The following is a 25,715-nucleotide window of genomic DNA, read 5'->3' as shown; positions in this document are numbered from 1 at the left end:
CATGGATCTGCGGAACCTGATCACGCTGACCACCGGCATCACGCTGCTGACCTGCGTCCTCGCGGTCGTCGGCGTGCAGTCGTACGCCACCGGCAGGGCACAGCGGCAGGCGCTGGTGGACCGGCTGTCGGCCACCGGCCAGATCCCCGTCGCCGGCCGCCGGCGCCACTTCCCCACCCTGGACCGCCGTCTGCGCCGCACCGGACTCGGCAAGAAGCTCGAACTGCGCCTGGCGGCCACCGGCCTGGACATCACCCCCGGCGAGTTCTTCGTCTACATGCTCGCCACGGTCACCGGCCTGTGGCTCATCGGCCAGGCGACCCTCGCCCCCTTCTTCGGCCCGATCGCGGGCCTGCTCGGCGTCTGGGCGGCGTCGCAGTTCCTCAGCTGGCAGCGGCAGAAACGCATCGAGAAGTTCATCAACCAGCTCCCGGAACTGGCCCGCATCCTCGCCAACGCCACCCAGGCCGGTCTCGCCCTCCGTACGGCCATCGGCATGGCGGCGGAGGAGCTGGAGGCCCCGGCGGGCGAGGAACTGTCCAAGGTGGCCAACCAGTTGGCGGTGGGCGCGTCGATGGACGACGCCCTCGGTGAACTCGCCGACCGCCTCCCGTCCCGTGAGCTGGTCGTCCTGGTCACCACCCTCGTGCTGTCCAACAGGGCGGGCGGCCAGGTGGTGAGCGCCCTGCGCAACCTGACCGAGACGCTGGAGGAGAGGAAGGAGACCCGCCGGGAGGTCCGTACGCAGCTCTCCCAGGTGAGCATGACGTCGTACGCCGTCCCCGTGCTCGGCGTCGGCTCGCTGTTCCTGATGAACGGTGTGAAGGACGGAGCCCTGGACCGCATGACCGGCTCCCCGGCCGGACAGGCCGCGGTGGTCGTCGCGTTCGGCCTGTACGCCATCGGCTTCGTCCTCATCCGCCGCCTGTCCCGCATCGACGTCTGAGCGGCGAGGAGGCCGACCGACATGGCACTTCTCCTGGCCCTCCTGATGGGCCTCGCCGTCTACGGCGTCTTCGCCGGCATCCGCATGTACCGGGCGGAGGCGAAACTCCCCAGCGACCTGGCCCTCGCCCTGGAGGTCGGCTCCACCCGCACGGGCGCGGTCGACTCCCTCGTCGACCGCATGGGCATGCGTTACGCCCCCGCCGTGCTGCGCGTCATGGGCCCCAAGCAGGTCGCCAGGTACCGCCGCAAGATCGACCTGGCGGGCAACCCCGGCGGTCTGACCATCGACCGCTACGCCGCCCGCCGCGCGGTGTACGGGGCGCTCGGCGGGCTGGGCTTCCTGGTGTTCCTGATGCGCGGCCAGCTCTTCATGGCCCTGCTGCTCCTGGCCTTCGGCGCGTTCTGGACGGAGGTCGGCATCTGGTCGGCGATCCGCGTCCGCAGGGACGTCATCGAGCGGACGCTGCCGGACTTCCTGGACGTGCTGGCGGTGGTGGTGAGCGCGGGTCTGGGCTTCCGGCAGGCCCTGGACCGGGTGTCGCAGAAGTACGAGGGCCCGTGGGCGGACGAACTGCGGATCACACTCCGCCAGATGGACCTGGGCATGAGCCGCCGCCAGGCCTTCACGGAGCTGCGCCGCCGCAACGACTCGGAACAGGTGGCGATGTTCGTCACGGCGCTCCAGCAGGGTGAGGAACTGGGCGCGCCGATCGTGGACACGCTGGTGTCCCTGGCGAAGGACATGCGCCGTACGGACGCGCAGAACGCCCGTCGCAAGGCGGCCCGCGCGGTCCCGAAGGCCACCATGATGATCACCACGTTCATGGTCCCGGCCACGATGATCCTCCTCGGCGCCGGCCTGATCCTCGGCTCCGGCATCGACTTCGGCGCGGTCACGGGCGAGTAGGGCAGGGGGCAGGGTGCGATGACGACGACCAGGGAACGCGTGGGGCTGTTCCGCCGCGCGGCCAAACTGGCGGAAATCACCACCCCGCCGGCAGGTACGGTCCTCCCACCCCACGCGAGAACGGGCGCCCCGGACATCCCGGTCACATCGGCGACCCCGGCCCTGCCACCGGGCTGGGAGCCGGCGGGTCCTGACGTGGGGGGTTCGGACATCCCGCCCCACGGCGGGAATGCCGCCGATGGCGCTCAGCCCCCACAGGGGCCACCCGCACCCGACGACGAAACCCGCACGGGCGGTGCGGGTGGGAACCCGTGTCCGGCCGAAGGCCGGACGCACCCCCCACAACCCGCACCGGGCCCGGACGTCCAGATCCAGATCAACGCCCTCCAGGCCCTGTGCCGGCAGGCATTCGGCTTCCGCCTGGCGATGATCGCGCTGGCGACCCCCTCCGCCCTCCTCAACGCCGCCCCCGGCTGGAGCACCCGCCTCGTCGGCATAGCGGTAGTGGTCACTTTCATGGCCTCCTACGTCCTCTTCAGGGACTGGGAACGCTTCGGCCCCCTCCTCCTCCGCCACCCCACCCTCCTGGCGGCGGACACCCTCCTCGGCGCCCTGCTCCTGATCTCGGCGGGCCCCGACACCACCCTCGCCTACGTCAGCGTCTGCTCCCCCCTCCTCGCGGGCCTGATCTACGGCTGGCGCGGCGCGGCGGTCTTCGCCTCCCTCCAGGGCCTGATCCTCCTCCTGGTCCACGCGGCCCTGGACAACCCCCGAACGGACCCGGCGGAAGCACTCCTCCTCCCCGGCCTCTGCGTGATCGCCGGCGCGGTCGGCTCCAGCCTCCGCAACCTCATGCTCCGCCTGGGCACGGCAACCCGGGCCCTGACCACGGTCCAGGCCCGCCTGGCCGTCACGGAGGCAGTCAGCGCCGAACGGGCCCGCCTCGCCCGCGAGATGCACGACTCGGTGGCCAAGACCCTCCACGGAGTGGCCCTGGCGGCGGACGGCCTGACCGGCACGGCGAGCGCCCCGCACATGGACCCGGCCCTGGTGAGACGACAGGCGGAACTGGTGGCCCGCTCGGCCCGCAGGGCCGCCGCCGAATCCCGCGAACTCCTGGCGGACCTGCGCAGGGAGTCGGACCCCGGCCAGGGCACGGACGTACTGGTGGAACTGGCCGCCCGCACCCGCGACTTCACCACCCGCACCGGCGTCCCCGCGACCTACCGTCCCACCGGCGAACACGCGGTCCCGCCCGTCCCGCCCGCCGTGGCCCGCCAACTCCTCACCATCGCGTCGGAGGCCATGGAGAACGCCCACCGCCACGCGCGACCGACCAAGGTCGACGTCCACGCCGGCGTCCACGGCGACCTGCTCCGCATCAGCGTGTACGACGACGGAACCGGCCTCCCACCCGGCACCGACCTCGAACAACTCCGCCGCGCCGGCCACTTCGGCCTCGTCGGCATGGTCGAACGGGCGGCCTCGGTCGGTGCCCGCATCCGCATAGGCCGGGGCGCGCACACACAAGGCACCGAAGTCCGCCTGGAACTGCCACTGGCGGCCGTGACGACCCCCACGGAGGCCACCCCATGACGACACCACCGAACCCCTTCGCGAACGTCCCGCCCCCGGCCACCCTCCGGGTGGTCGTGGCGGACGACAACCCGGTGGTCCGCGCCGGCCTGACCGCCCTCCTCACCGGACGCGAGGACATCACGGTGGTGGCGGAGGCGGCCGACGGCCGGGAGGCCTACGAGGCGGCCCGCACCCACCGCCCCGACGTGGTCCTCCTGGACGTCCGGATGCCCGGCGTGGACGGCATCTCGGCACTCCCGTACCTGGTACGGATCGCGCCTGTGGTGATGCTGACGTACAGCAGGGAGTCGGAGATCGTCCAGGAGGCGCTGCGCAGGGGAGCGGGCGGCTACCTGGTCCACGGCGAGTTCACGGCGGACCAGCTGGTGTCGGCGGTCCGCGACATCGGGGAGGGCAGGCCCCACTTCACCCCCACAGCGGCAGGAGCGTTGCTCTCGCAACTACGTCAGGACCCGCGACCGCCCAGGTCGCTACCGGAAGGGCTGGGAACCGCACGCGCAACTAACGGCACCACAAACGGACCCGGTCTGCCCCACATCCCACCCTCACCTACTTCTGCGGAAAACCTTTCGCAACTGCAACCGGATATGGCACGATCGTCGTCTGGGTGGACAGGCGGCCGCCCGGCCGCTCCCGACAGGCCGAGGTACCAACTGAGCACGAGGGAGGCGGAGATCATGGACCTCATCGCATCCGGCATGAACAACCAGCAGATCGCCGCCACGTGCTTCATCAGCGAGAAGACGGTCAAGAACCACATCAACCGCATCTTCGCGAAGCTCCACAGCACGAGCCGTTCCGAGGCCGCGGCGAAGTGGCTCGGCACGACACCGGGTTCGGGCCGAGGGGCGGGGTGACCTCAGGTGACGGCAAGGACGACGAGGAACTGGGCCCGCGACTGGGCCCGGAATTGGGCCCTGGGGCCCTCCGACGGGCAACGCTCCCGCCCGTACGTTGCGGATGCCGAAAGCGGCTCTGTGAAGCGGGCCGCTGTTGCGTCAGCCGGAGGGGAACACCATGAGCGACCTGATGATGAAGACCGCCGTCGCGACCAAGGTCCGCGTCAACGGCTGGAAGAACACGACGGTCGAGGCCATGCAGCGACGCCACGCCGACAAGGGGCAGACCGCGGTCGAGTACCTGGGCATCATCGCGGTGGTCGTGCTGATCGTGCTCGCGATCACCGGCACGAGCATCGGCCAGACGATCCTCACCAAGATCAACGCGCAGATCGCCAAGGTCGCTCCTTGACATCATTCCGCCGCTCGGGCGACGCAGGGCAGGCCTTCCCCATCTACATCACGGTGGTGGGGGGCCTGCTCTTTCTCGCGTTGGCGTACTTCGCGGTCGGCCAGGCCGCGGCGAATCGGAACGACGCGCAGACGGCTGCCGATGCGGCGGCACTCGCGGCGGCACAGGACACTCGGGACGCCCTCGCGGACCGGTGGGTTCAAGATCTACTCGACCCGGCGAAGTGGCAGGCCGTCTTCGACGGCAATGTCGACGGCATCGGTTCCACCTGCGGGCGGGCGTACGAGCTTGCCGCGCGGAACGACGCCAGCGTGATCGGATGCGGCCTGGAGGGCCTCCTCGGCTACAAGGTGGAGGTCGAGACCAACAGGACCGTTGGAGACTCAGTGGTCCCCGGCACGGAAAACCGCCGCTCCAACGCGACCGCCACCGCTGTGATCGAACCCCGCTGTACTTTCCAGCTCCCGGCCGAGGGCGTCGAAGAAGACGTACTGCCGCCGCTCACCTGCGAGGGCGAGGAATGGGAGCTGGACCCGAAGGGGCCCATCGAACTCCTCCCCAGGCCCGAGGACCTGTTCGAAGTCCACCTGGCCGACTGACAAGCGACGACGAGTGATGAAGGAAGCAGAGAGATGAGCATTCGGATCACTGCCAAGGCCCGCAGGGGGATGGTCGCGTTGACCGCTGTGGCCGGCCTGGCTCTCGGCATGGCGGGCTGCGGCGGTGGTGGCGACGACGACAAGCCGGAGCCTTCGTCATCCGCTTCCAGGGACGGTGGATCGAAGCCGAGTGCTCAGGAGGGGCAGGCGGAGACTCCACTGGCCGAGCTCAAAGGCACAGACGGACTGCTCCTCCAGATCACCTCTGCCGTACGGGACACCGGCGGCTTCGTCACCGTGAGCGGGAACCTCAAGAACGACGGCGCGGAATCAGTGGCCATCCCGGCCCAGACGAGCGGGGACGAGACCGAGGTCGTCAAGCACGGTCAGTCGCTGGGCGGGGCGACGCTCGTGGATTCCAAGGGGAAGAAGCGCTATTACGTGTTGCGGGACACGGACGGCCGCCCACTGACGACGACGGGCCTCACCACCCTCAACGCAGGTCAGGCCCTCCCTGTGTTCATGCAGTTCCCTGCCCCACCGGCCGACACGATCGACGTGAGCCTCCAGCTGCCGACGTTCTCCAGCGGCACGATCAAGATCTCCGGGTGAGGGCGGCCATGACACGTACCCCGACCCGCCTGGCGCCGCCCCGCCTCGCCCTGGTCCTCTCGGCCGCCACGGTCCTGGTCACCACCCACCTGTACGGCGCGGCGCCGGCCCACGCGGACGACGGCCCCGGCGTTCCACCGGGAACCGAGGCGTCCGCGTCCGCACCCGTCGAAGTCGACCCCAACGACCCCGACCTCAAGCTCCCGGAGGGCGCCACCCTCACCGAGCCCAAGGTCCTGGACATCAAGCAGATCGTCGAGGACAAGAGCGGCGACGAACGCCGGGAGGACACCAACTCCGACGTGACGTTCGCGCTCCAGGCCGAGGTGCTGTTCGGCAAGGACAGCGCGAAACTCGGTGCGGAGGCGAAGGTCCGCATCGCCACGATCGCGGGCGAGATCAAGACGCAGAACGCGACGAAGGTCCGCGTCTTCGGCTTCACCGACAACCTGGGCTCGTCCGCGCACGGCGACGTCCTGTCCCGTCGGCGCGCCAACGCCGTACAGGCCGTCCTGGGCCAGGAGCTGAGTGACGCGAACGTCACCTACGAGGTGCGCGGTTACGGCGAGCAGTACCCGATCGCCGACAACTCCACGGAGGCCGGCCGCAAGAAGAACCGCAGGGTCGAGATCACCTTCCCGCGCACGGGGAGCTGAGCCGGAACCGCAGGCACACCAGCGGCGTGTCCTCGGCCACCGGGGTGCCGATGCCTTCCCAGAAGCGCCTGTGTCCGGTCCGCCACTCATCCAGCGAGCGGTCGCCCTCTCCTTCGGCGGCGGCGTGTTCCCACGTGACACCGCCGAAGGAAGTCAGCTCGACGCCGGTGATCTCGATCGTGGCGACGTGGCCTCCGTCGTTCCCGAGCAACGCCAGGCGCTCACCCTCGAACTCCAGGCCCTCCGTCTCCTCGACGTACTCGGCCAGCAGCCCGGTGGTGGCGGTTTTCCTCCCGGCCAGGACGAGAGCGTTGAGCCGCTCCCGCATCTCACCGACGGTGCCGAGTTCCAGCGCCCGCATGCCGTTCACCCGTGGCCACACGATTCCACTTCCCCTTTCGACGCCTGTCTCCGCACCGATCGTCCCGCAACTCCTGGAGCAGGTGGTCGGCCTTGCCCGCTTTGATCTCCAGGATGAGGGTGCGCAGGGCCTCTCCGCTGTCGGTGAGGGGGCCTTCTGTCCGGCGGCGGCGCCCTAAAGGTTCACCTCCACCCGGGCCCCGACCCGCAGCCCCCACCCCTCCATCGCCCCGGCCTCGGCTTCGAGCACATGCCGTGCCCGGAGCCGGGGCAGACCGAGCCGCCCCGGCGGCATGGTGCGTACGGCGATGACGCGGAGCCGCCGGTCGAGGTGGGCGACGTCGATGGGCATGCGCATACGGAAGGTGTGCACGCTGTTGGCGGGGGAGAGCAGCAGGGCCCCGTCGAGGAAGTCACGTCCGAGCAGCCCTTTGGTACGGGCCCGGTAGGAGGTGGCGATCTCCAGGGGGACGCGCACCGGCATCCCCTCGCCGTCCCCCCGTACGACGGCCAACTCCCCCCGCCCGTCCCGCCAGCGCGCCATCCCGACCGACCCCCTCGACCACCGACCGACGAACCGTCCGCCCCGAACGTATCTCCGCAGGCCCCTCGAAATCAGTGCTTGCGGAGTTGTGCGGCCAGGGCGGCGAGGGTCTGGGCGGTCTCGGACAGGCTCGCGACGGCGGCCTGGAGCTCCGAGGCGACGCGGGGAGCGGCGGGAAGGACGGCGGACGTGGCGGCGACCGGTGTGCCGCGATAGCCGATGGGACCCTCGTTCCAGCGCTGGTAGTAGCCGGTGAAGGCCTGCCCGGCGGGCGCTTCCGCGAACCGGACCCGGGCGAGCTGGACCTCGGTCCCGCCGGAGTTGCGGGTGATGTCGAGGCGGTAGTGGCGGTAGGCCTGGGCGTCGGAGCGGAGGTGGAACTCGCGGGTCTGGAACCGCTCGGTGAACTTCTCACCGCTGCGCGTGTCCAGCGGCGTCCACGTCCGGCCGTCGTGGGAGCCGAGGAGGGTCCAGTCGCGGGGGTCGCGCTCGGCGAAGTCGTTCGCCGACACCAGGGAGTACGAGGCGACGGCGGTGGGGCGGGCGAGGGTGAAGTCGAGGTGGGCGGTCTCCTCGAACGTCAGCCACTTGCTCCGCCGCTCCTCGAGGAGGTTGTCGGCCCCCTCGCCCCCTTCGTCGAACTCGTCGCTCGCCTCGACATCGGTCACCTCGATCTCGGCGGCGGCGGTGTGCAGCACGGCCACACCGGAGTTGCCCCGCTGGTCGCGCCAGGTGAAACGCTCGACGGGCGCCCCGCCGTCGTCGACCAGCAGCCGCAGTTCGTGGGAGGTGTGCCAGTGCCCGCCCCACCCCTCCTCCGTGTGGAAGCGGTGCAGGGGGGACGCCGAGAGGTTCTGGGTCTCGTCCGAGAACGGCCGACGGTCGGTGAGCCGCCCCCGGTACTCGTACGCCGTACCGTCCGCGGCGCGGTACACGCCGTGGAAGTCGGACATGCCGGACTGGAAACCGATGGCGGCCTCGGCGCCGTCCTCGCAGCGCCAGCCGAGCTGGGCGGGCAGGGAGTGCTCGTCCCGGTCGATGTGGAAGAGCAGCCGCGGGGCCGCCTGCCAGGAGGCGGAGGAGGAGTGGGCGGGGCGGAGCTCCGTGCGGTAGGCGAAGACCGAGTCCCGGGCGGCCTCGGCGACCCGCGCACGCTCGGAGCGGCCACGCTCCCAGACGGGGTCCAGGGTGATCCGGTAGAGCCAGAGCATGCTGCCGGCCTTGGCCGAGGAGCGTATCTCCAGGGTGTTCGTGCCGGGCTTCAGCAGACGCCCCGGCACGGCGAAGACGTTGTCCTGCGGGAGATCGCCGCCACCGGGCACGGTGAGGTCCTCGGCCACCACCTCACCCTGGACCAGTACGTCCATCGGCGCGTACCCGAGGTCGGAGCCGAGCTTGGAGACGAGGGCCGTGACGGTGAGCGTCACCTGGGGGACGTCCTCCGGGTCCTCCACCTCGAAGTCCAGCGTCACACTCCCGCCCGCACTCAACGCCACGTGCGACCCGGCGAACCGGGCCCGCTGATACCTGACATCGGCGTTGGCCAGCCGAGTCGGATCGACGGAGAAGTCGGCGTAGGTGACGTCAAATCCCATGATGTGCAACGCTCCTGGTGGTCAGTCAGCAAGGTCGGCCGTCCATGTGGCGGCGACTGTGTCAGGGACCCTAGTGGCAGGGTCTGACAGCCCCGGCGGCGCGGACGGCCGGAAGCGTGGGGCGCAGGGCGAGCCCCGCCGGCCACCCCCTCCCCGGAAACGCGTGAGCAGTGGACGGGCGAGTGTCACTCCACCGCTCGTACGAGCGTCATCAGGACAACAACGGCTGGAATGCTCACGCGATTCGGAAAGACCCAGGTGTACGGAGGACGGGGGCCGCCCCGGGCCTGTCACGAGCCCTCGGTCGGGTGCCGCCTTGGGCCCACGGGCCCATGCCCCGACCACCTGCCCCTCCCTACCCTCGGGGCCTGCCGTGAACCAAACAGGTTTGCGAACCGGGGGACTTGAGGAGGGGCGGTATGGCCTCGAACGGGGGAGGAGCGGGGCCGGGGGTGGTGCGGGGTCGGGGGTGGTGCGGGGCGCGCCCGGGTACGGGGGAAGGCGGCGGGACATGCCCCGCCGTACGTCGTCCTGGCGGAGGGCGGCTGCGACGAGGAGGCCCGCGAACAGGCCGAGGAGGCCCGCGCGGCGGAGCGCCAGGCCTATCTGGAACGCAAACGCGCCGAGGAACCGGAACGCGCCCGGCAGGTTCTGGAGAACAGGAAGCAGTGGCCGGACCCCGAGCGCAACGCCACCAGCGACCCGCGCGGCCACAACCCGTCGGACTGGGCCGACGACCTCGACAGCCGCACGTACGGCGACGGCTTCTGGGCCGGCCGCGACCGCAACCCCCGGCTCAACTGGCGCAACGAGTCCTGGCTGCGCTACCAGGAACAGATCACCGGCACGCAGCGCGGTCACGAGTACGTCGTCCCGCACACCGAACCGGACGTACCGGACGTCGAGTTCGACGGCTGGGACTCCTCCCGCCAGACCTACCTGGAGGCCAAGAACGGCTACGACAGCCTCCTGGGCGCCGACCGCACGGAACTCACCCCGTCAGGCCGGGAACGCCTGCTGACCGAGGCCCGCAGGCAGGTCGCGGCGGCACGGGGCAAGGACATCGAGTGGCACTTCTCCAACGAGGAGGTCGCCGACGCGGCCCGCGACGCCTTCGAGGACGCGGGCCTGGACATCGAGGTCGTCCACACGGCGCCCGAACCGATCGCGGGCGACCGCCGCCCCGAGGCCTTCGACTGACGGGGCGGCGGACCGCGTACGACCTAGGGTGTGAAGCCGGACACGGGAAGAGAGGGAACGGGACATGCGACGCGTGGTGCGGGGCTTCTGGGGCCCCGGCAGGAGTCGGCGGAGGAACTCGCCGCACGGTGGAGCACGATGCTGGACCGGTTCGCCCGGCTGCTGCCACAGGTGACGGGAACATGGCGCACCGCCCCCGCCTCCGGGCCGGCCGGGGTACTCCAGCCGGACGAGCCGTCCCTGCTCACCGCCCTGCGCACGGCCCAGGCGGCCGACGACTGGTCGGCGGCGAACGGCACCTCGCTCCGGCTGCTCGCCGAGAACACCGCCCCCGGCTGGAAGGTGGAGATCGCCGCACTCGCGGGCGGGACCCCGGAGTACCTGCTCCAGTCACTGGTGGCCACGATCGTGTCCCCCGACGAGGCGTCGGACCTGCCGGACGCCGAACTCCTCGCGGCGGTGGCGGAGTCATGGGTTCCGGACTACGGGGACGTGAGCGACCGGGCGGTGACGTCCGCGCTGAAGAAGGAAGCGGGCTTCAGGATCGGGACGCCGTCGGTCGGCTGGGTGGGCTACCTGTCCGCCGGCCGCGCGGCCCGCGCCCCCGCCGCCTCACTCCCCGACAGCAGGACACTCCCCACCGGGGGCGCACTCCTGACCATCGCACCCCCGGAGACACGGCGACCGTGGTCAAGGCGTACCAGGCCCTCAGGGACTCGGGCGCGCTGGACCCGCTGCCCCACCCCATGACCAGGCCGGCACTATGACGCCCCACGCGGACGCCCCCTTCGACCTGCCCTCCGCCGTGTCAGCCATCGAGACCGCCCTGTCGTCCCCCCTCCCGGCCTACGGCCCCACCACCGACGAGGGCGAACCACCGACCGGCGAATGGACATCGACGCGCGGCGAAGGCTTCCTGCTCTTCCCTCTCTGGCGGAGTGCCCCCCTCACGGGTGTGTACGGCCGCGAATGGAACGAGGCGGAGGCGAGGGCGGAGTCGCACCTGGCCGCACTGACTTCGCACCTGGACGCCCACTGGGGCCCCCACCGCACGCTGAACATGCGAGCCCCCCTGCTCCGACGCGGCTCCGACGAACGGTTCCCCGAACCCTTCCACACCCTCTCCGCCAAGGACTGCTACGGCGACCTGACGCTCTGGGGCCCGCTGCCACCCACCCGTTGGGCCGCCCTCTCCCTCAACCAGTCGGACGGCGACGCCCCCTTGATCCTCACGGCCCTGATCACCGACCACCCGCTCACGGAACCGGCGTACCCCGCAAGTTGACCCCGTTCACTCTGGTGCCTCGACTTACGCACCGGATAGCTTTGACTTCGCTGAAGCCAAGCCTCGCCCTACTGGGAGCCGACTGTGACCCGCCGCCCCACCCTGCTCGCAGCGCTCGCGCTGACCGCCACCGCGGCCCTGACGCTGTCCGCATGCGGAAGCGACGACGACACCCCGACAAAGGACAACGACAAGATCGCGGGCGCGGACACGGGGGGCGAGAAGTCGCCCTCCCCGAGCGAATCGGCCCCTGCCTCGGCAGACCGCCCGAAGATCGAGCTGCCGTCCGACCTCAAGCTGACCTTTGAGGGTGCTGAGACGGGGGATCCTGTCAAGGACGCGGTCCTGTCCGACAGCGCTGAACGGATGCGCGCTGTCGATGCCGCCATCACGGAAACAGACCCCAAGGGCGAGGCGATCGCCTACTACAACACGGGCAAGGCTTTGGAAGCCGCGCTGAACTGGGTTGCTCAGTTCGAGAAGGCCGGAGCCACCTTGACGGGTGAAGCCCGCTATTACGACCGCAAGGTGACGCTCAAGAGCGAGACCTCCGCCACTCTGATCTTCTGCGCGGATGAGAGCAAGGGGTTCAGCAAGGACAAGAAGACCAACGAGGTGCACAAGACCCCGGTCACCAAGAACAGCTACGTGCTGTACAACACCAGGCTCGACAAGAACTCCGAAGGCGTTTGGCAGACATCTCAGATCGTCTCCACTAGGGGGGCTGCTCAATGCCAGCCGTAACGAGGATCTGGGCGGGCGCGACATGCATGGCTGCTATTGCTGTGCTGGCCTCCAGCCCGGTAGCGCGAGCCGACTTTGTGCCAGGAGGCAAGGGCACTGGATCCGAGACCCAGGTGGAAGGCAGCCAGAGCGGTGGGGAAATTTCGGCAACGGCGGGAGCCGTGGTGTTCAACCGCTCCAATAACGGTTCGGGCCCGAAGGCCGGCCCCGTAACCTCCGCCACCAACTGGACCCCGCCCGCCTGCTATTACGCGCCCAAGTACACGCCGGAACAGCTACAGAAGTACCTGGAGCCGATCTGGGAGGCCGGTTCCACGGGCTATGAGTGGGACGCCGAGCAGCGCGACCGGTACGTCGAGGGCCACCCCTACAAGGACTTCAACAAGGACAAGGCCGGCGAAGGCTACTGGTGGGATTCCTACGTCACGCCCGGTCGGGAGGGTGATCCAGGCGCGCTGGATTGTGACAAGCCCACCTTCTGGGTGGACGAGAACGACGATCCGCCGGCCGATATCCCGCAGGCGATCACCACGGAGGTCCTCGCGCAACTCGCCTATGCGGAGATCCGTGTTCCCACGACGGAAGTGGATATCGCTCCGAATGGGACAACCAAGGTGAACCTCCCCACCTGGGCGTGGCTGGACGCGGTGGATTTCAAACCGGTGTCGGTCACGGCTTCCGTCCCGCTGCTGGGTATCCAGGCGACTACGACGGCCGAACCGGTGTCCGTCCAGATAGACCCGGGCACGCCGGATGCCGAGACCTACCCCGCTTCCGGAGTCTGCGAGATCCAGAACGGACGCATCGGCGAGCCGTATGCCAAGGGCAAGGCGGACGAGACGCCTCCGTGCGGGGTGAAGTACCTGCGCTCCTCGGGCGGCGACCCGTACCAGCTCGAAGCCACGGTCACCTGGAAGATCCACTGGACGGGTACCGGCGTCGCCGGCGAACAGGACTTGCCGGACGGCACGTTCGGTGGAGAGCAGGACGTCGTGGTCCAGGAAATCCAAGCCATCAACCGCTGACCCCAAGCCTCACCTCACCGGGAGCCGACTGTGCACCGCCGCACCACCCTGCTCACCACCCTCGTGCTGACCACCATCACGGCCCTGACACTGTCCGCCTGCGGAAGCGGTGACGGCGACAACACTGCCAAGGACAGTGGCAGTGACAGTGACAAGGCCGTGAACACGGGCGGTGAGGAGTCACCCTCCCCGAGCCCCAGTGCGTCGGATACCAACGGACGGCCGAAGATCACCTTCCCTTCCGACGCGAAGAATGTCTTCGAGTACGAGAAGACAGGCAACGCGGCGAAGGACGCGGCTCTCGCGGACAGCACGCTGAGTGTCAACTCCGTCGACGAGGCGATCTTCGAGGGCAGCACGGACACCAAGGCACTCGGCTTCTACAACACGGAGTCGGCCCTGAGTGCCTCGATCACGTATGCGCTCCGGTACATCAACGAGAAGGAAACGTGGGTCGGCGAGACCCGGTACTTCGATTACAAGATCCGTCTGTCCGGGGACGACGGGGCGTACGTCACCTACTGCTCGGACGAGAGCAAGTCATTCATCAAGGACAAGAAGACCGGAAAGGTCGACAAAACGCCGACAACGGCGAACGCTTACGTCCTTTACAACACCAAGCTCGCGAAGAACGCCGAGGGCGTCTGGCAGACCACCGACATCTCGTCGAACCGGGGGGACAAGGCGTGCCGGCCGTAGTCCGCTCAAACCAAGCCCCGCCCTACCGGAAACCGACTGCGCACCGCCGCCCCGGCCCACTCGCAGCGCTCGCGCTGACCGTCACCGCGGCCCTGATGCTGTCCGCATGCGGAAGTGATGACGGCAGCACCGCCAAGGACAATGAGAAGGCCGCGGGCGCGCACACGGACACAGAGAAGCCGGCATCCCCGAGCGGCGCGGTCTCCGCCTCGGCAGACCGCCCGAGGATCGAGTTGCCGTCCGATCTCTCCTACACCTTCGACTGGCCGAAGACGGGGGACGAGGAGAAGGACGCGGTCCTGGCGGACGGGGAGCAGTCCATCAAGGCCGTTGACCTGGCGATCGTCAACCAGGACGCACTGGACAAGGCATACCTCTACTACTACGAGGGCGAAGCGGCGGCCAGGACGGAAGAGTTCATTCAGAACTATGTTGATCACAAGGCAGGCCTTACGGGGACCTACCGCTTCTACCTTCCTGAGGTCGACGTCGATACAGACGGCACTGCGTCCTTCAGCTACTGCGAGGACCAGGGCAAGGCGTTCGTGAAGTACCTGAAGGACGACAAGGTCAAGAAGACGCCCGTTACCAAGAACAGTTACGTCCTTTACGCCACTCAGTTGCGCAAGAACGAAAATGGCGTCTGGGTCATTACGAAGCTGATGTCCCAGAGTGGGAGCGACAAGTGCCAGCCCTGAGCTCAACCGTATGAGCTGATCCTCTCCTGGTACGCCAGTACGACTCCGGACGCGCGCCGTACCCGACAGAGCACGTCCGCCGGCTCCAGGTCGTCACGGATTGTGGATCGTGTCGTTCATTCCATCGGTGGTGTTGACGCGGGTGGAGGGGACGGGCGTATGGCGGACCGATTGGCGGTCGACGGGGGTGAGCTCGGGCGGTTCATGAAGTCGTTGCACAAGTCGTCGAGTTCGCTGAGGGGTGTGCGCAAGGCTCTCGCAGACGCGACCGTCACCGGGCTGGGTACCGATGATCTCGACAGCGCCTGTGAGGACTTCCAGGAGGACTGGAAGTACGGGGCCGAGGAGATCGGCAAGCAGACCGAGGACCTGGCCGAGATCATCGGCAAGAGCCGGGACAGCTACCTCGAGGTCGACAAGGCCCTGGAGGAGGCGCTCAGGCAGGCCCGGGAAGGTAAGGGCGGGGGCGGAGGGAAGTGACTCCGGCTCCGGAGACCGGCCGGTCCGGCGCCGCCCTTGATCCGCGGTCCCGGGCCGACCTCGGTCTGCCCCAGGGACTCAAGTCGGCGCCGCGTATCCCCGACCCGGATTATCCGCATCTGGGGTTCAATCCCGTGCCGGGTGCCGGGTGCCGGGTGCCGGGTGCCGGCAGCGGGCTGCCGCAGTCACCGCTGCTTCAGCTGCACGCTCATCTGCCCCCCCGGACTGCAGACGCCTGGCCGTGCTGACGCTCACCACGACTGCCCCGGCGCGACGGAACGAGTACCGGGCGATTCTGCGGCTGATCGCCGGGAGTGTCAGTTTCAAGAGCCCGTCCCAGGTGTAGGACCCACCCATGATCACACTTGGCGCAGTCTTCCGTCCCCAGCTCGCCCCCGAACGGCTCCGTTCCGTCGCCGAGCTCGCCGATGAGGTCGGGCTCGAGGAGCTCTGGTTGTGGGAGGACTGTTTTCGGGAGGGTGGGATTTCGACCGCCGCTGCCGCGCTGGCGTGGACCGAGCGGGTGCGGGTGGGGGTCGGGCTGCTGCCGGTGCCGCTGCGGAACGTCGCGATGACGGCCATGGAGGCCGCCGGTCTGCACCGGATGTTCCCGGGGCGCGCGATCCTCGGCGTCGGGCACGGGGTGCAGGACTGGATGGGGCAGGTCGGGGCGCGGGCCGAGTCGCCGCTCACCCTGCTGCGGGAGCATCTCGTCGCGCTGCGGGCGCTGTTGGGAGGGGAGAGGGTCACCACCGAGGGGCGGTACGTCAGGCTCGACGACGTCGCCCTCGACTGGCCGCCGCAGGGACCGGTGGAGGTGCTCGCCGGTGCCACCGGGCCCCGTACCGTGCGGCTCACCGGGGAGGCCGCCGACGGGACCATCCTCACCGCCGACACCTCACCCGAGGGGGTGCGGCAGGCGCGCCGGCTCATCGACGAGGGGCGGGCCGCGGCGGGGCGTGTCCACGAGCCCCACAAGGTTGTCGTCTACCTGCTCGCCGCCACGGGGGCCGGGGCCGGTGAGCGGGTGCGGGCCGATCTGGTCGCCGAGGGGGTGGACGGGGAGGCGGAAGTCGGGGTCGCCGGGGATGCGGGGGCCGTAGCCAAGGCCGTACAGCGGCTCGCGGAGGCCGGGGCCGACTCGGTCATTCTCCAGCCGACCAGTGACGAGCCGGACCCGGAGGGCTTCGTGCGGTTCGTGGCGGAGGAGGTGCGGCCGTTGGTGCCGTGAAGTCGGAGGACAGGTGATGGTCCCTCCGTGCATGATCGGTGCATGACGGACAAGGCAGCCCGCCGTACCTTCGACGACCTGATCGCGGAAGGCGCCTCCGTGCCCACCGAGGGGTGGGACTTCACCTGGTTCGCGGGGCGGGCCAGCGAGGCCCGGCCCTCGTGGGGGTATGCCGGGACGATGGCCGGGTGGCTGGGCAGGGCCACGGCCGTGCTCGACATCCAGACCGGGGGAGGGGAGGTCCTGGACTTCGCCCTCGCCAACGCCCCTCGGCGGCCCCGGCTCGCCGTCGCCACCGAGGGCTGGCCGCCCAACCTGGCCAAGGCCACCGCCCTGCTCCGGCCGCGCGGTGTCGCCGTCGTCGCCTCGCCCGAGGACGCGCCGCTGCCCTTCGCGGACGGGGCCTTCGACCTCGTCGTCAGCCGGCATCCCGTCGAGGCACGCTGGGAGGAGATCACGCGGGTGCTCGAGCCCGGCGGCGTCTACTTCGCCCAGCACGTCGGGCCCGGCAGCGTCCACGAGCTCGTCGAGTACTTCCTCGGGGCGCAGCCGGGCGAGCGGCGCGACGCGCGGCATCCGGACCGTGAGCGGCGTGCGGCCGAGGCCGCCGGGCTGGAGATCGTCGAGCTGCGGGCCGAACGGCTGCGCGTGGAGTTCCTCGACATCGCCGCCGTCGTTCATTTCCTGCGGAAAGTGATCTGGATGGTTCCCGGGTTCACCGTCGAGGCGTATCTGCCGCGGCTGCGCGCCCTGCACGAGCGGATCGGGAGCGAGGGGGCCTTCGTGGCCCACAGCACCCGGCATCTCTTCCACGCCCGCAAGGGCGGAGCCGGCCGCACCTCGCGTCCGTGAGTTTCCCCATCGTCATGGGGTGCGGCCGGTCCGCGGAGCAGGGGATCACATAGGTTCGGACCAAGATGATTCGCGTCGGCAAAGCTGCGCGGGGTGGCGGTACCGCGCGGCGGAGGGGGCTGCGCGGTGTCCGATCCGGCCTCCTCGGGTCAATCCGGTGTCCGTGCCCGGGTCACCCGTCGGAGGGATGACCGGAAGTGTGGTCATCCTTTCGGCGGGTGGTGTCACATCCGGCACAGAGTCCCCTCAGCACTCGATTTTCGCGCGATTTCGCCGCTTTTCAGCCACCTTGAGGTCCTGAACGGTGCCTTCCGGGGCCGTCTGGGCGTTGTCGGGCGGTTTCGGAGAGTAGTTGTGGCGCGCCGATGTACGCAGCATCACTTACGAAGGGTTATGGTGGAAACCCCCCCTCGGGCCGGTCCGTCTCCCCCCCCACGGACCGGCCCGTTTTTTCTTGCCTTCGGGAAGAGCGGGGCGAGCGCCCGACGGGAGGGCGGTCCGGCCGGTGGTCCGGGACGGCGGGCAAACGCGACCACCCCGGAAAGCGCGATCACCCCGGGCTTTGGGGACCCCCGCCCCGGCAGGGGTACGCTTCGCCTTCGGGGACCGCCATACGGACAGGGGGCGCCCGCGGCCGAGACCGGGCCGCTTGCCGCGCCACGCGGCGGGGAGCGCCGCGCCTGTCCGATCCGTACGGAGGGGCTGACGATCACGTGAACCTGCGCGACAAGCTGCGGGGCCTGCTGGTCAGGCTGTACGCACGCCGGGTGGAAGGTCACCTGGACACCGCTCAGGTGCCCAAGCACATCGGCGTCATCATGGACGGCAACCGCCGCTGGGCGAAGGCCGCGGGTTCCAGCACCGTCCACGGTCACCGGGCCGGCGCGGACAAGATCGGGGAGTTCCTCGGCTGGTGCAGCGAGACGGACGTCGAGGTCGTCACCCTCTGGCTGCTGTCGACGGACAACTTCGACCGGCCGAAGGAGGAGCTCGTCCCGCTCCTCGGCATCATCGAGGACGTGGTGCGCACCCTCGCCGCCGACGGACGCTGGCGGGTCCATCACGTCGGCACGCGCGACCTGCTGCCGTCCGGGATGCAGACCACCCTGAAGGAGGCCGAGCAGGCCACCGCGGACGTCGACGGGATAGTGGTGAACGTCGCCATCGGGTACGGCGGCCGCCAGGAGATCGCCGACGCGGTGCGGTCCATGCTGCTGGACGCCCAGGAGCAGGGCACGTCGATGGACGAGCTCGCCGAGGCCGTCGACATCGACATGATCGGGCGTCACCTCTACACCCGCGCCCAGCCCGACCCGGACCTCGTCATCCGCACCAGCGGTGAGCAGCGGCTGTCCGGATTCATGCTCTGGCAGACCGCTCATTCGGAGTACTACTTCTGCGACGTGTTCTGGCCGGCCTTCCGCAAGGTCGACTTCCTGCGCGCGATGCGCGACTACGCCGCCCGCCACCGGCGCTACGGCGGCTGAACCCCCCGCACATCCTCCGCAGGTCACACGGAGTTCACCGGCGCGCCGTCATATGCCGTGGCATGGCGGCGCTCGTTCGAGGGCATAAGCCAGACAGGTCGACACCCGAACCACGGGTGTCGGATCTCAGCGGGCGGCGCAGAAGCCGTCCGCCCGGGAGGCCCTTTGCACCAGCCCGACCGTGCGGTCACGGCACGGAAGAAGCGGCGGAGGGCCGGTTTCCGGCCCGCTGTGCATGAGGGCCGTCGACCGGTCCAGTCCCGCCTCGTCGCTCCCCGACCTCATCCGAGGGGGTACGTCCTTCCGTGGTGACCAGCGCAAAGCGCCACAAGCCCGACCGGCGCACCTATGTTCTCGACACCAGCGTCCTGCTGGCCGATCCAGGCGCCCTGAGCCGCTTCGACGAGCACGAGGTCGTGCTCCCCGTCGTCGTGGTGACCGAGTTGGAGGCCAAGCGGAACCATCCCGAACTCGGCTATTTCGCCCGGCAGGCGCTGCGCCTGCTGGACGACTACCGGGTGCGGTACGGCCGTCTCGACGCCCCCATCCCGACCGGGGACCTCGGCGGGACCGTGCGGGTCGAGCTCAACCACTCGGACCCCAGCGTGCTGCCCAGCGGCTACCGCCTGGGGGACAACGACTCCCGCATCCTCGCGGTCGCCCGCAACCTGCAGGCCGAGGGGTTCGACGTCACCGTGGTGTCGAAGGACCTCCCGCTCAGGATCAAGGCGTCCTCCGTGGGCCTCCTCGCCGAGGAGTACCGCGCGGAGCTCGCCATCACGGACTCCTCCGGCTGGACCGGAATGTCCGAACTGACCCTGCCCGGCGAGCAGGTGGACGTCCTCTTCGAAGAGGGGCACGTGTACGTGCCCGAGGTCTCCGACCTGCCCGTGCACACCGGTCTGACCATCCAGTCGGAGCGCGGCAAGGCACTGGGGCGGGTCACGCCCGAGGGCGACGTCCGGCTGGTGCGCGGCGACCGGGAGGTGTTCGGCATCAAGGGCCGCAGCGCCGAGCAGCGGATCGCGCTCGACCTGCTGCTCGACCCGGACGTCGGGATCGTCTCCATGGGCGGCCGGGCCGGCACCGGCAAGTCGGCGCTGGCCCTGTGCGCCGGCCTGGAGGCGGTGCTGGAGCGCCGTCAGCACCAGAAGGTGATGGTCTTCCGTCCGCTGTACGCGGTGGGCGGGCAGGAGCTCGGCTATCTGCCGGGTTCCGAGGCGGAGAAGATGAGCCCCTGGGCGCAGGCGGTGTTCGACACGCTGTCGGCGGTCACCAGCCGGGAGGTCATCGAGGAGGTCACCGCGCGCGGCATGCTGGAGGTCCTGCCGCTCACCCACATCCGGGGCCGCTCGCTGCACGACGCGTTCGTGATCGTGGACGAGGCCCAGTCGCTGGAGCGGAACGTCCTGCTGACCGTTCTGTCCCGTATCGGGGCCAATTCGCGGGTCGTCCTGACCCATGATGTCGCCCAGCGGGACAATCTGAGGGTCGGTCGGTACGACGGTGTGGTCGCCGTCGTCGAGAAGCTGAAGGGGCATCCGCTGTTCGCGCACGTCACCCTGACGCGGTCCGAGAGGTCCCGGATCGCCGCGCTCGTGACCGAAATGCTCGAAGACGGGCAGATCTGACCCGCGGCATCCCACAAGGGCCGGTTGCCGATCGGTTGGCGCCGTCCGGAAAGGCGTAGAGCCTAGCCGGGCGGCGTCGGCGTGTGTGCGGCTTTCCGGGATTCCCTGGGGCCGAACGGGATGTGAGCTTTCACACGCAACGGAGAATTGCCTTGCGGCGTCGGGTTACGGCAGAGTCTCACTCCTGTCAGGCCCCGCATACGACACACCTGTACCCCCAGCGGTACGGCACCACAGGTTTAACTCCATAGCGTCGTCGTATGCCGCCCGAGCACCACGCGGCGCTCCTCTCGCAGGAGTTGCCCACCGGGCCCGTGCCTCCCGTGACCCGTAGTTGGGGAGGCCAGCGCCAAGGGCACGATTGCGTCCGCGAGGGTCACCGAAGCGGGCGATGCTGGAAGGAAACCGTGTGAGCCGGATCTCGGTCCGGGGATTCGCAGTGGCCTCGGCCACGGCGGTCACCGCTGTCGGAAGTGTCGTCGGCGTTGCCTCGGGCAGCACTGCTCAGAACAACGACGCCGAAGCGACGGCAAGCGGCACCACGCTGCTCGCGGACATCCCCGCGGGCCAGCAGGCCCAGGTACAGACCGCGTCCCTGACGCAGCAGGCCGAAACGATGGCCATCGCCGCGGACGCGAGCGCCAAGAAGGACGCCGAGGAGGCCGCCCGCAAGGCCGCCGCCCAGACGGCGGTCGCGAAGAAGAAGGAAGCGGACGACAAGGCGAAGCAGGCCGCCAAGGACCGCGCGGAGGCCAAGGCCGCCGCCAGCCGTTCCGCGACCCGTGACGCGTCCAGCTTCCCGGTCCAGTCCTCCTACACGATCGCCGAAGTGCAGGCGATGGCCCGGCAGATCGTCCCGGCGGACCAGTTCCAGTGCTTCAGCACCATCGTGGACCACGAGTCCAGCTGGAACTACATGGCCGACAACCCCACTTCCGACGCCTACGGTCTGATGCAGGCGCTCCCGGGTTCCAAGATGTCCTCCGCCGGAGCCGACTGGGCGACCAACCCGGCCACCCAGATCAAGTGGGGTCTGGGCTACATGAACGACCGCTACGGCAGCCCGTGCGAGGCCTGGACGTTCTGGCAGGCCAACCACTACTACTAGAAGCACCGGGAGCGCGTCGCCCCGGCCCCGCTCAACCAAGGCACAGCCCCGCACCGTCCTACGGTGCGGGGCTTTCGCCATGTACGGTCTGACCGACGACTCCAGGGGGGAGTGGTGGGGAGAAACGGGGGAAGAGGGCGGATCATGTCGCGAGTGCCAGGATGGCTCGGCCGGGTCGGAGCCGGGCTGACCGAGGTCAGCAAGCGGTTGGAGGAGCGCCGCGCCGAGGTGGAGCGGGACCGTCCGACGGACGCCGACCCCGGCTCCGATCCGGTACGGGTGAAGACCCCGCACCCCGACCCCGATCCGCCGCTCGAGTTCACGGCCGCCGCCGTCCCGGCCCGCCCCGACCCGGCGCAGGCCGTGCCCTGGGGGGTACGGGTCGCGGCCGAGGCCGGCTGGCGGCTGCTGGTGCTGGCCGGCACGGTCTGGGTGCTCATGCGGATCATCAGCGCCGTACAGCTCGTGGTGCTGGCGTTCGTGGCCTCGCTGCTGATCACCGCGCTGCTGCAGCCGACGGTGGCGAGGCTGAAGCGGCTCGGCGTGCCGCGCGGGCCGGCCACCGCGCTGACGGCGCTGTTCGGGTTCGTCGTGATCGGCCTCATAGGCTGGTTCGTGACCTGGCAGGTCATGGAGAACATCGACCACCTCTCCGACCAGATCCAGGACGGCATCGACGAGCTGCGCAACTGGCTGCTGAACAGTCCCTTCCACGTCACCGACAAGCAGATCAACGAGATCGCGAAGAACCTCCGGGAGGCGGTCGGCGCCAACACCGAGCAGATCACCTCGGCGGGCCTGGAGGGCGTGACCGTCGTGGTCGAGGCGCTCACCGGCATCCTGCTGGCGGTCTTCTCGACGCTGTTCCTGCTCTACGACGGCAAGCGGATCTGGCAGTGGTCGCTGAAGCTCGTTCCGGCCGCGGCCCGTCCGGGTGTCGCCGGGGCGGGTCCTGTGGCGTGGCGGACGCTGACGGCGTATGTGCGCGGCACGGTGATAGTGGCCCTGATCGACGCGATCTTCATCGGTCTCGGCATCTACTTCCTCGATGTGCCGATGGCGGTGCCGCTCGCCGTGTTCATCTTCCTGTTCTCGTTCATCCCGCTCGTGGGTGCGGTGGTGTCGGGGGCGCTGGCGGTGGTCGTCGGGCTCGTCACGCAGGGCGTGTTCACGGGCGTCATGGTGCTGGTGGTGGTGCTGGCGGTGCAGCAGATCGAGGGGCACATCCTCCAGCCGTTCATCCTGGGGCGCGCGGTCCGGGTCCATCCGCTCGCGGTGGTGCTGGCGGTCGCCTCGGGCGGGATGGTGGCCGGTATCGGGGGAGCGGTGGTGGCTGTGCCGCTGGTCGCGGTCACCAACACCGTCGTCGGCTATCTGCGTGCGTACACGCACGAGACGGCCGTGGTCCAGGCTCCCCGGCCGCGGGGGGCCACGGCGATGTCCGAACCGGACGCCCCGCTGCCGGCGGTGTCGGAGGCCCGGCCTCCGACACCGGACGCGGAGGAGCGGCCGGGGGAGGCCGGCGAGGAGTAGGCGCGGGCGGCGCCGTGCATCCGCGGCGGTTGCACCGCCCACCCCCTGTAGCTGCGGGCGGTTGCACCGCCGTATCCCCGTAGCTGCGGGCAGTCGTGCCTCCCCCAGTGCCTCAAGGGCCTGGGAGGTACCCCCAGGGCGGCACGGGTGGGCGATGGGGGTCCCCCGCTCGAGCGGAGCCGAGAGTGGGGGAGGCACCCGGCGAGCGCCGGTGAGCGGTGTTGGTGCGGGCCGGGGGGAGTGGCGCAGCCCGGTGCCGACGGGGTGCCGTCGCGCCCACCCGTGCCGCCCTGCGGCACGCCTGCCCGCGGAGGGCGGGTGGGTGCGGTGCGGCTGCCCGCAGCAACGGAGGTGTGCGGCGCGGCTGCCCGCGGTGAGCGGGCGGGGTGTGCGCCGTGGCACCCGGCGGGTGCGGGGCGCCGAGTGCGTGGGGTGTACGGGTCGGGCCCGGCCACCGGGTGGGGTGGGCGGGCCCGAGGGGTGTGGCGGGGCGGAGTCACTCCGCGAGGGCCGCCTCCGCGTCCAGCGTCGCGGCGACCGCCTGGATCACCGCGGCGATCTTGAACGCCTCCTGGACGACCTCACGCTCCACACCGGCCTTGCGCAGCACCTGCTCGTGGGAGTCGAGGCACATGCCGCAGCCGTTGATCGCGGAGACCGCGAAGGACCAGAACTCGAAGTCGACCTTGTCGACACCCGGGTTGCCGATGACGTTCATCCGCAGACCGGCGCGCAGGTTGCCGTACTCGTGGTCCGACAGCAGGTGACGGGTGCGGTAGAAGACGTTGTTCATCGCCATCACCGCGGCGGCGGCCTTCGCGGCCGTGTACGCCTCCGGCGACAGGTTCGCCTTCGCCTCCGGCTCCAGCTCGCGCAGCACGATGGCCGAGCGCGAGGCGATCGCCGTCGACAGCACCGTGCCCCACAGCTGCTGGGCCGGCAGGTCCGAGTTGCCGATGACCGAACCCAGGTTGAGCTTCAGGTCCTTGGCGTAGTCCGGTATGCGGGACTTCAGGGAGTCGAGGGACATGTCAGCTCACTCCCCGGACAGCAGCGCGACCGGGTCGAGGGTCTCGTCGCCCTTGGACCAGTTGCACGGGCAGAGCTCGTCGGTCTGCAGGGCGTCCAGGACCCGCAGGACCTCCTTGGGGTTACGGCCGACGGAGCCGGCGGTCACCATGGAGAACTGGATCTCGTTGTTCTGGTCCACGATGAACACGGCGCGCTTGGCGAAGCCGTCCTCGCCCTCGATGCCGAGGTCGCGCATCAGCTCGTGCTTGGAGTCCGCCATCATCGGGAACGGCAGGTCGCGCAGGTCGTCGTGGTCCTTGCGCCAGGCGTGGTGGACGAACTCGGAGTCGCCGGAGAAGCCGAGGACCTGGGCGTCACGGTCGGCGAACTCGTCGTTCAGCTTGCCGAAGGCGGCGATCTCGGTCGGGCACACGAAGGTGAAGTCCTTGGGCCAGGCGAACACGATCTTCCACTTGCCCTCGTAGGTCTTGTGGTCGATCGTCTCGAACTCCTTGCCCTTCTCCAGCGAGACGCAGGCGGTCAGTTCGAAATCGGGGAACTTGTCACCGACAGTGAGCACAGGCTCTCCTTGCAGCGGGGAAACACCCGGATTGCGGGCATTTCCCATGGGTTGGACCCTGTTGATGTTGGCACAACGTGCATTGATTAGTGAAATAGCTACACTCGGTCGTGTTGATCGGAGGTAGCTATCAGTGACCGTGGGCAAGAGGCGCAGGCAGCCCAGTTTCGCTCAGCTCCGCGCGTTCGCCGCGGTGGCCGAGCATCTGCACTTCCGGGACGCCGCCGCGGCGATCGGGATGAGCCAGCCGGCGCTGTCGGGCGCCGTGTCGACGCTGGAGGAGACGCTCGGTGTCACCCTCGTGGAGCGTACGACGCGCAAGGTGCTGCTCTCACCGGCCGGTGAGCGGCTCGCCGCCCGCGCCAAGGCCGTACTCGGGGAAGTCGACGCGCTGATGGAGGAGGCGGACGCGTTGCGGGCGCCGTTCACCGGGGTGCTGCGGCTCGGCGTCATCCCGACCGTCGCGCCCTATCTGCTGCCGACGATCCTCCGGCTGGTCCGCGGACGCTATCCGCTCCTCGACCTCCAGGTGCACGAGGAGCAGACCGCGAACCTGCTGGACGGACTGGCCGCCGGCCGGCTCGACCTGCTGCTGCTCGCCGTGCCCCTCGGTGTCCCCGGCGTGACCGAGATCCCCCTCTTCGACGAGGACTTCGTGCTGGTCACCCCGCTCGGCCACCGGCTCGGCGGCCGGGAGGGCATCCCCCGCTCGGTGCTGCGCGAGCTGAACCTGCTGCTGCTCGACGAGGGCCACTGCCTGCGTGACCAGGCCCTGGACATCTGCCGGGAGGCCGGGCGGGCCGACGTCCCGGCCACGACGACGGCGGCCGGACTGGCCACACTCGTCCAGCTGGTCGCGGGCGGCCTCGGGGTGACCCTGCTGCCGCGCACCGCCGTCCAGGTCGAGACCGCCCGCTCCAACCGGCTGCTCACCGCAGGCTTCACCGACCCCGCCCCCTCCCGCCGCATCGCCCTCGCCATGCGCACGGGCACGGCGAGGGCGGCGGAGCACAAGGAACTGGCGGCGTCCCTGCGAGCGGCGATGCGGGACCTTCCGGTACGGATAGTGGGGAGCTGAGC

28 protein-coding genes are annotated in these 25,715 nt (G+C 69.9%); 23 read left to right on the top strand and 5 right to left on the bottom strand.

Features of this window, described 5'->3' with window-relative positions:
- The first annotated feature begins 1 nt into the window (after window position 1).
- The 8 genes from ACIA6T_RS25860 (at window position 2) to ACIA6T_RS25825 (ending at window position 6,572) form a co-directional block, all read left to right on the top strand.
- Window positions 2–946 (top strand): type II secretion system F family protein, encoded by a 945-nt coding sequence (locus ACIA6T_RS25860; protein WP_399448857.1) that lies wholly within the window; start codon window positions 2–4, stop codon window positions 944–946.
- Window positions 947–967: 21 nt separating this feature from the next.
- The gene (locus ACIA6T_RS25855; protein WP_399448856.1) at window positions 968–1,855 is read left to right on the top strand and encodes a DUF5936 domain-containing protein; all 888 of its coding nucleotides are present in this window, start codon (window positions 968–970) and stop codon (window positions 1,853–1,855) included.
- Between the two features lie 18 nt (window positions 1,856–1,873).
- Window positions 1,874–3,451 carry a sensor histidine kinase gene (locus ACIA6T_RS25850; RefSeq protein WP_399448855.1) on the top strand — a complete coding sequence of 526 codons (1,578 nt, stop codon included), beginning with the start codon at window positions 1,874–1,876 and terminating at the stop codon, window positions 3,449–3,451.
- Window positions 3,448–4,311 (top strand): response regulator, encoded by an 864-nt coding sequence (locus ACIA6T_RS25845; protein ID WP_399448854.1) that lies wholly within the window; start codon window positions 3,448–3,450, stop codon window positions 4,309–4,311. Before ACIA6T_RS25850 ends, ACIA6T_RS25845 begins: the two co-directional genes overlap by 4 nt.
- A 160-nt stretch (window positions 4,312–4,471) precedes the next feature.
- Entirely contained in the window at window positions 4,472–4,705 is a 234-nt protein-coding gene (locus ACIA6T_RS25840; protein WP_399448853.1) for a hypothetical protein, read from the top strand.
- Window positions 4,702–5,304, top strand: a complete 603-nt coding sequence (locus tag ACIA6T_RS25835) for a pilus assembly protein TadG-related protein (RefSeq protein ID WP_399448852.1) — start codon at window positions 4,702–4,704, stop codon at window positions 5,302–5,304. The genes ACIA6T_RS25840 and ACIA6T_RS25835 overlap by 4 nt, the downstream gene beginning before the upstream one ends.
- Window positions 5,305–5,337: 33 nt before the next feature.
- Entirely contained in the window at window positions 5,338–5,916 is a 579-nt protein-coding gene (locus ACIA6T_RS25830) for a hypothetical protein (protein ID WP_399448851.1), read from the top strand.
- 8 nt (window positions 5,917–5,924) lie between these two features.
- On the top strand, window positions 5,925–6,572 hold the full coding sequence (locus ACIA6T_RS25825; protein WP_399448850.1) for an OmpA family protein: 648 nt from the start codon (window positions 5,925–5,927) through the stop codon (window positions 6,570–6,572).
- Here the strand turns inward: ACIA6T_RS25825 and ACIA6T_RS25820 are convergent.
- From ACIA6T_RS25820 to ACIA6T_RS25810, 3 genes are all read right to left on the bottom strand, one after another.
- Window positions 6,547–6,954 (bottom strand): ASCH domain-containing protein, encoded by a 408-nt coding sequence (locus tag ACIA6T_RS25820; RefSeq protein ID WP_399448849.1) that lies wholly within the window; start codon window positions 6,952–6,954, stop codon window positions 6,547–6,549. The genes ACIA6T_RS25825 and ACIA6T_RS25820 overlap by 26 nt on opposite strands.
- A gap of 153 nt (window positions 6,955–7,107) precedes the next feature.
- Window positions 7,108–7,476, bottom strand: a complete 369-nt coding sequence (locus ACIA6T_RS25815) for a DUF192 domain-containing protein (protein WP_399448848.1) — start codon at window positions 7,474–7,476, stop codon at window positions 7,108–7,110.
- A 71-nt stretch (window positions 7,477–7,547) separates the two neighbouring features.
- Window positions 7,548–9,071 (bottom strand): alpha-1,2-mannosidase, encoded by a 1,524-nt coding sequence (locus tag ACIA6T_RS25810; protein ID WP_399448847.1) that lies wholly within the window; start codon window positions 9,069–9,071, stop codon window positions 7,548–7,550.
- A 531-nt stretch (window positions 9,072–9,602) separates the two neighbouring features.
- On the opposite strand from ACIA6T_RS25810, the gene ACIA6T_RS25805 reads away from it, so the two are divergent.
- The 14 genes from ACIA6T_RS25805 (at window position 9,603) to ACIA6T_RS25740 (ending at window position 23,044) form a co-directional block, all read left to right on the top strand.
- Complete coding sequence (locus tag ACIA6T_RS25805) at window positions 9,603–10,271, top strand: Tox-REase-5 domain-containing protein (protein WP_399448937.1); 669 nt, start codon at window positions 9,603–9,605, stop codon at window positions 10,269–10,271.
- Between the two features lie 138 nt (window positions 10,272–10,409).
- Complete coding sequence (locus ACIA6T_RS25800; RefSeq protein ID WP_399448846.1) at window positions 10,410–11,021, top strand: hypothetical protein; 612 nt, start codon at window positions 10,410–10,412, stop codon at window positions 11,019–11,021.
- Window positions 11,022–11,034: 13 nt separating this feature from the next.
- The gene (locus tag ACIA6T_RS25795; RefSeq protein ID WP_399448845.1) at window positions 11,035–11,556 is read left to right on the top strand and encodes a hypothetical protein; all 522 of its coding nucleotides are present in this window, start codon (window positions 11,035–11,037) and stop codon (window positions 11,554–11,556) included.
- 84 nt (window positions 11,557–11,640) lie between these two features.
- Complete coding sequence (locus ACIA6T_RS25790; RefSeq protein WP_399448844.1) at window positions 11,641–12,300, top strand: hypothetical protein; 660 nt, start codon at window positions 11,641–11,643, stop codon at window positions 12,298–12,300.
- Window positions 12,288–13,325, top strand: a complete 1,038-nt coding sequence (locus ACIA6T_RS25785) for a hypothetical protein (protein ID WP_399448843.1) — start codon at window positions 12,288–12,290, stop codon at window positions 13,323–13,325. Before ACIA6T_RS25790 ends, ACIA6T_RS25785 begins: the two co-directional genes overlap by 13 nt.
- A 30-nt stretch (window positions 13,326–13,355) precedes the next feature.
- A complete protein-coding gene (locus tag ACIA6T_RS25780) occupies window positions 13,356–14,024 on the top strand; it encodes a hypothetical protein (RefSeq protein WP_399448842.1) in 669 nt (222 codons plus the stop codon).
- 95 nt (window positions 14,025–14,119) lie between these two features.
- Window positions 14,120–14,722 carry a hypothetical protein gene (locus tag ACIA6T_RS25775; protein ID WP_399448936.1) on the top strand — a complete coding sequence of 201 codons (603 nt, stop codon included), beginning with the start codon at window positions 14,120–14,122 and terminating at the stop codon, window positions 14,720–14,722.
- Window positions 14,723–14,881: 159 nt separating this feature from the next.
- Window positions 14,882–15,202, top strand: coding sequence for a hypothetical protein (locus ACIA6T_RS25770; RefSeq protein WP_399448841.1), 321 nt, complete (start codon window positions 14,882–14,884; stop codon window positions 15,200–15,202).
- A 355-nt stretch (window positions 15,203–15,557) separates the two neighbouring features.
- Complete coding sequence (locus ACIA6T_RS25765; RefSeq protein ID WP_399448840.1) at window positions 15,558–16,433, top strand: LLM class flavin-dependent oxidoreductase; 876 nt, start codon at window positions 15,558–15,560, stop codon at window positions 16,431–16,433.
- 42 nt (window positions 16,434–16,475) lie between these two features.
- Window positions 16,476–17,285, top strand: coding sequence for a class I SAM-dependent methyltransferase (locus tag ACIA6T_RS25760; RefSeq protein WP_399448839.1), 810 nt, complete (start codon window positions 16,476–16,478; stop codon window positions 17,283–17,285).
- Window positions 17,286–17,998: 713 nt separating this feature from the next.
- Window positions 17,999–18,772: an isoprenyl transferase gene (locus ACIA6T_RS25755; protein ID WP_399448838.1), complete on the top strand. Its 774-nt coding sequence runs from the start codon at window positions 17,999–18,001 to the stop codon at window positions 18,770–18,772.
- 305 nt (window positions 18,773–19,077) lie between these two features.
- Entirely contained in the window at window positions 19,078–20,403 is a 1,326-nt protein-coding gene (locus ACIA6T_RS25750) for a PhoH family protein (protein ID WP_399448836.1), read from the top strand.
- Window positions 20,404–20,812: 409 nt separating this feature from the next.
- Window positions 20,813–21,511, top strand: coding sequence for a transglycosylase SLT domain-containing protein (locus ACIA6T_RS25745; RefSeq protein ID WP_399448835.1), 699 nt, complete (start codon window positions 20,813–20,815; stop codon window positions 21,509–21,511).
- Between the two features lie 144 nt (window positions 21,512–21,655).
- The gene (locus tag ACIA6T_RS25740) at window positions 21,656–23,044 is read left to right on the top strand and encodes an AI-2E family transporter (RefSeq protein WP_399448833.1); all 1,389 of its coding nucleotides are present in this window, start codon (window positions 21,656–21,658) and stop codon (window positions 23,042–23,044) included.
- A gap of 496 nt (window positions 23,045–23,540) precedes the next feature.
- Here ACIA6T_RS25740 and ACIA6T_RS25735 read toward each other — a convergent pair whose 3' ends face one another.
- Window positions 23,541–24,074 carry an alkyl hydroperoxide reductase gene (locus ACIA6T_RS25735; protein WP_085574276.1) on the bottom strand — a complete coding sequence of 178 codons (534 nt, stop codon included), beginning with the start codon at window positions 24,072–24,074 and terminating at the stop codon, window positions 23,541–23,543.
- A 6-nt stretch (window positions 24,075–24,080) separates the two neighbouring features.
- The gene (locus ACIA6T_RS25730; RefSeq protein WP_073932236.1) at window positions 24,081–24,635 is read right to left on the bottom strand and encodes a peroxiredoxin; all 555 of its coding nucleotides are present in this window, start codon (window positions 24,633–24,635) and stop codon (window positions 24,081–24,083) included.
- A 133-nt stretch (window positions 24,636–24,768) separates the two neighbouring features.
- Between ACIA6T_RS25730 and ACIA6T_RS25725 the strand changes: the two genes are divergently transcribed.
- Complete coding sequence (locus ACIA6T_RS25725; protein WP_399448832.1) at window positions 24,769–25,713, top strand: LysR substrate-binding domain-containing protein; 945 nt, start codon at window positions 24,769–24,771, stop codon at window positions 25,711–25,713.
- Window positions 25,714–25,715: the final 2 nt, after the last annotated feature.

Origin of the sequence: Streptomyces sp. NPDC051740 (assembly GCF_044453165.1) — a bacterium.
GTDB lineage: Bacteria > Actinomycetota > Actinomycetes > Streptomycetales > Streptomycetaceae > Streptomyces > Streptomyces atrovirens.
Note: the sequence above shows the minus strand (reverse complement) of the source record. Positions and strands in the feature narration are given on the sequence as shown.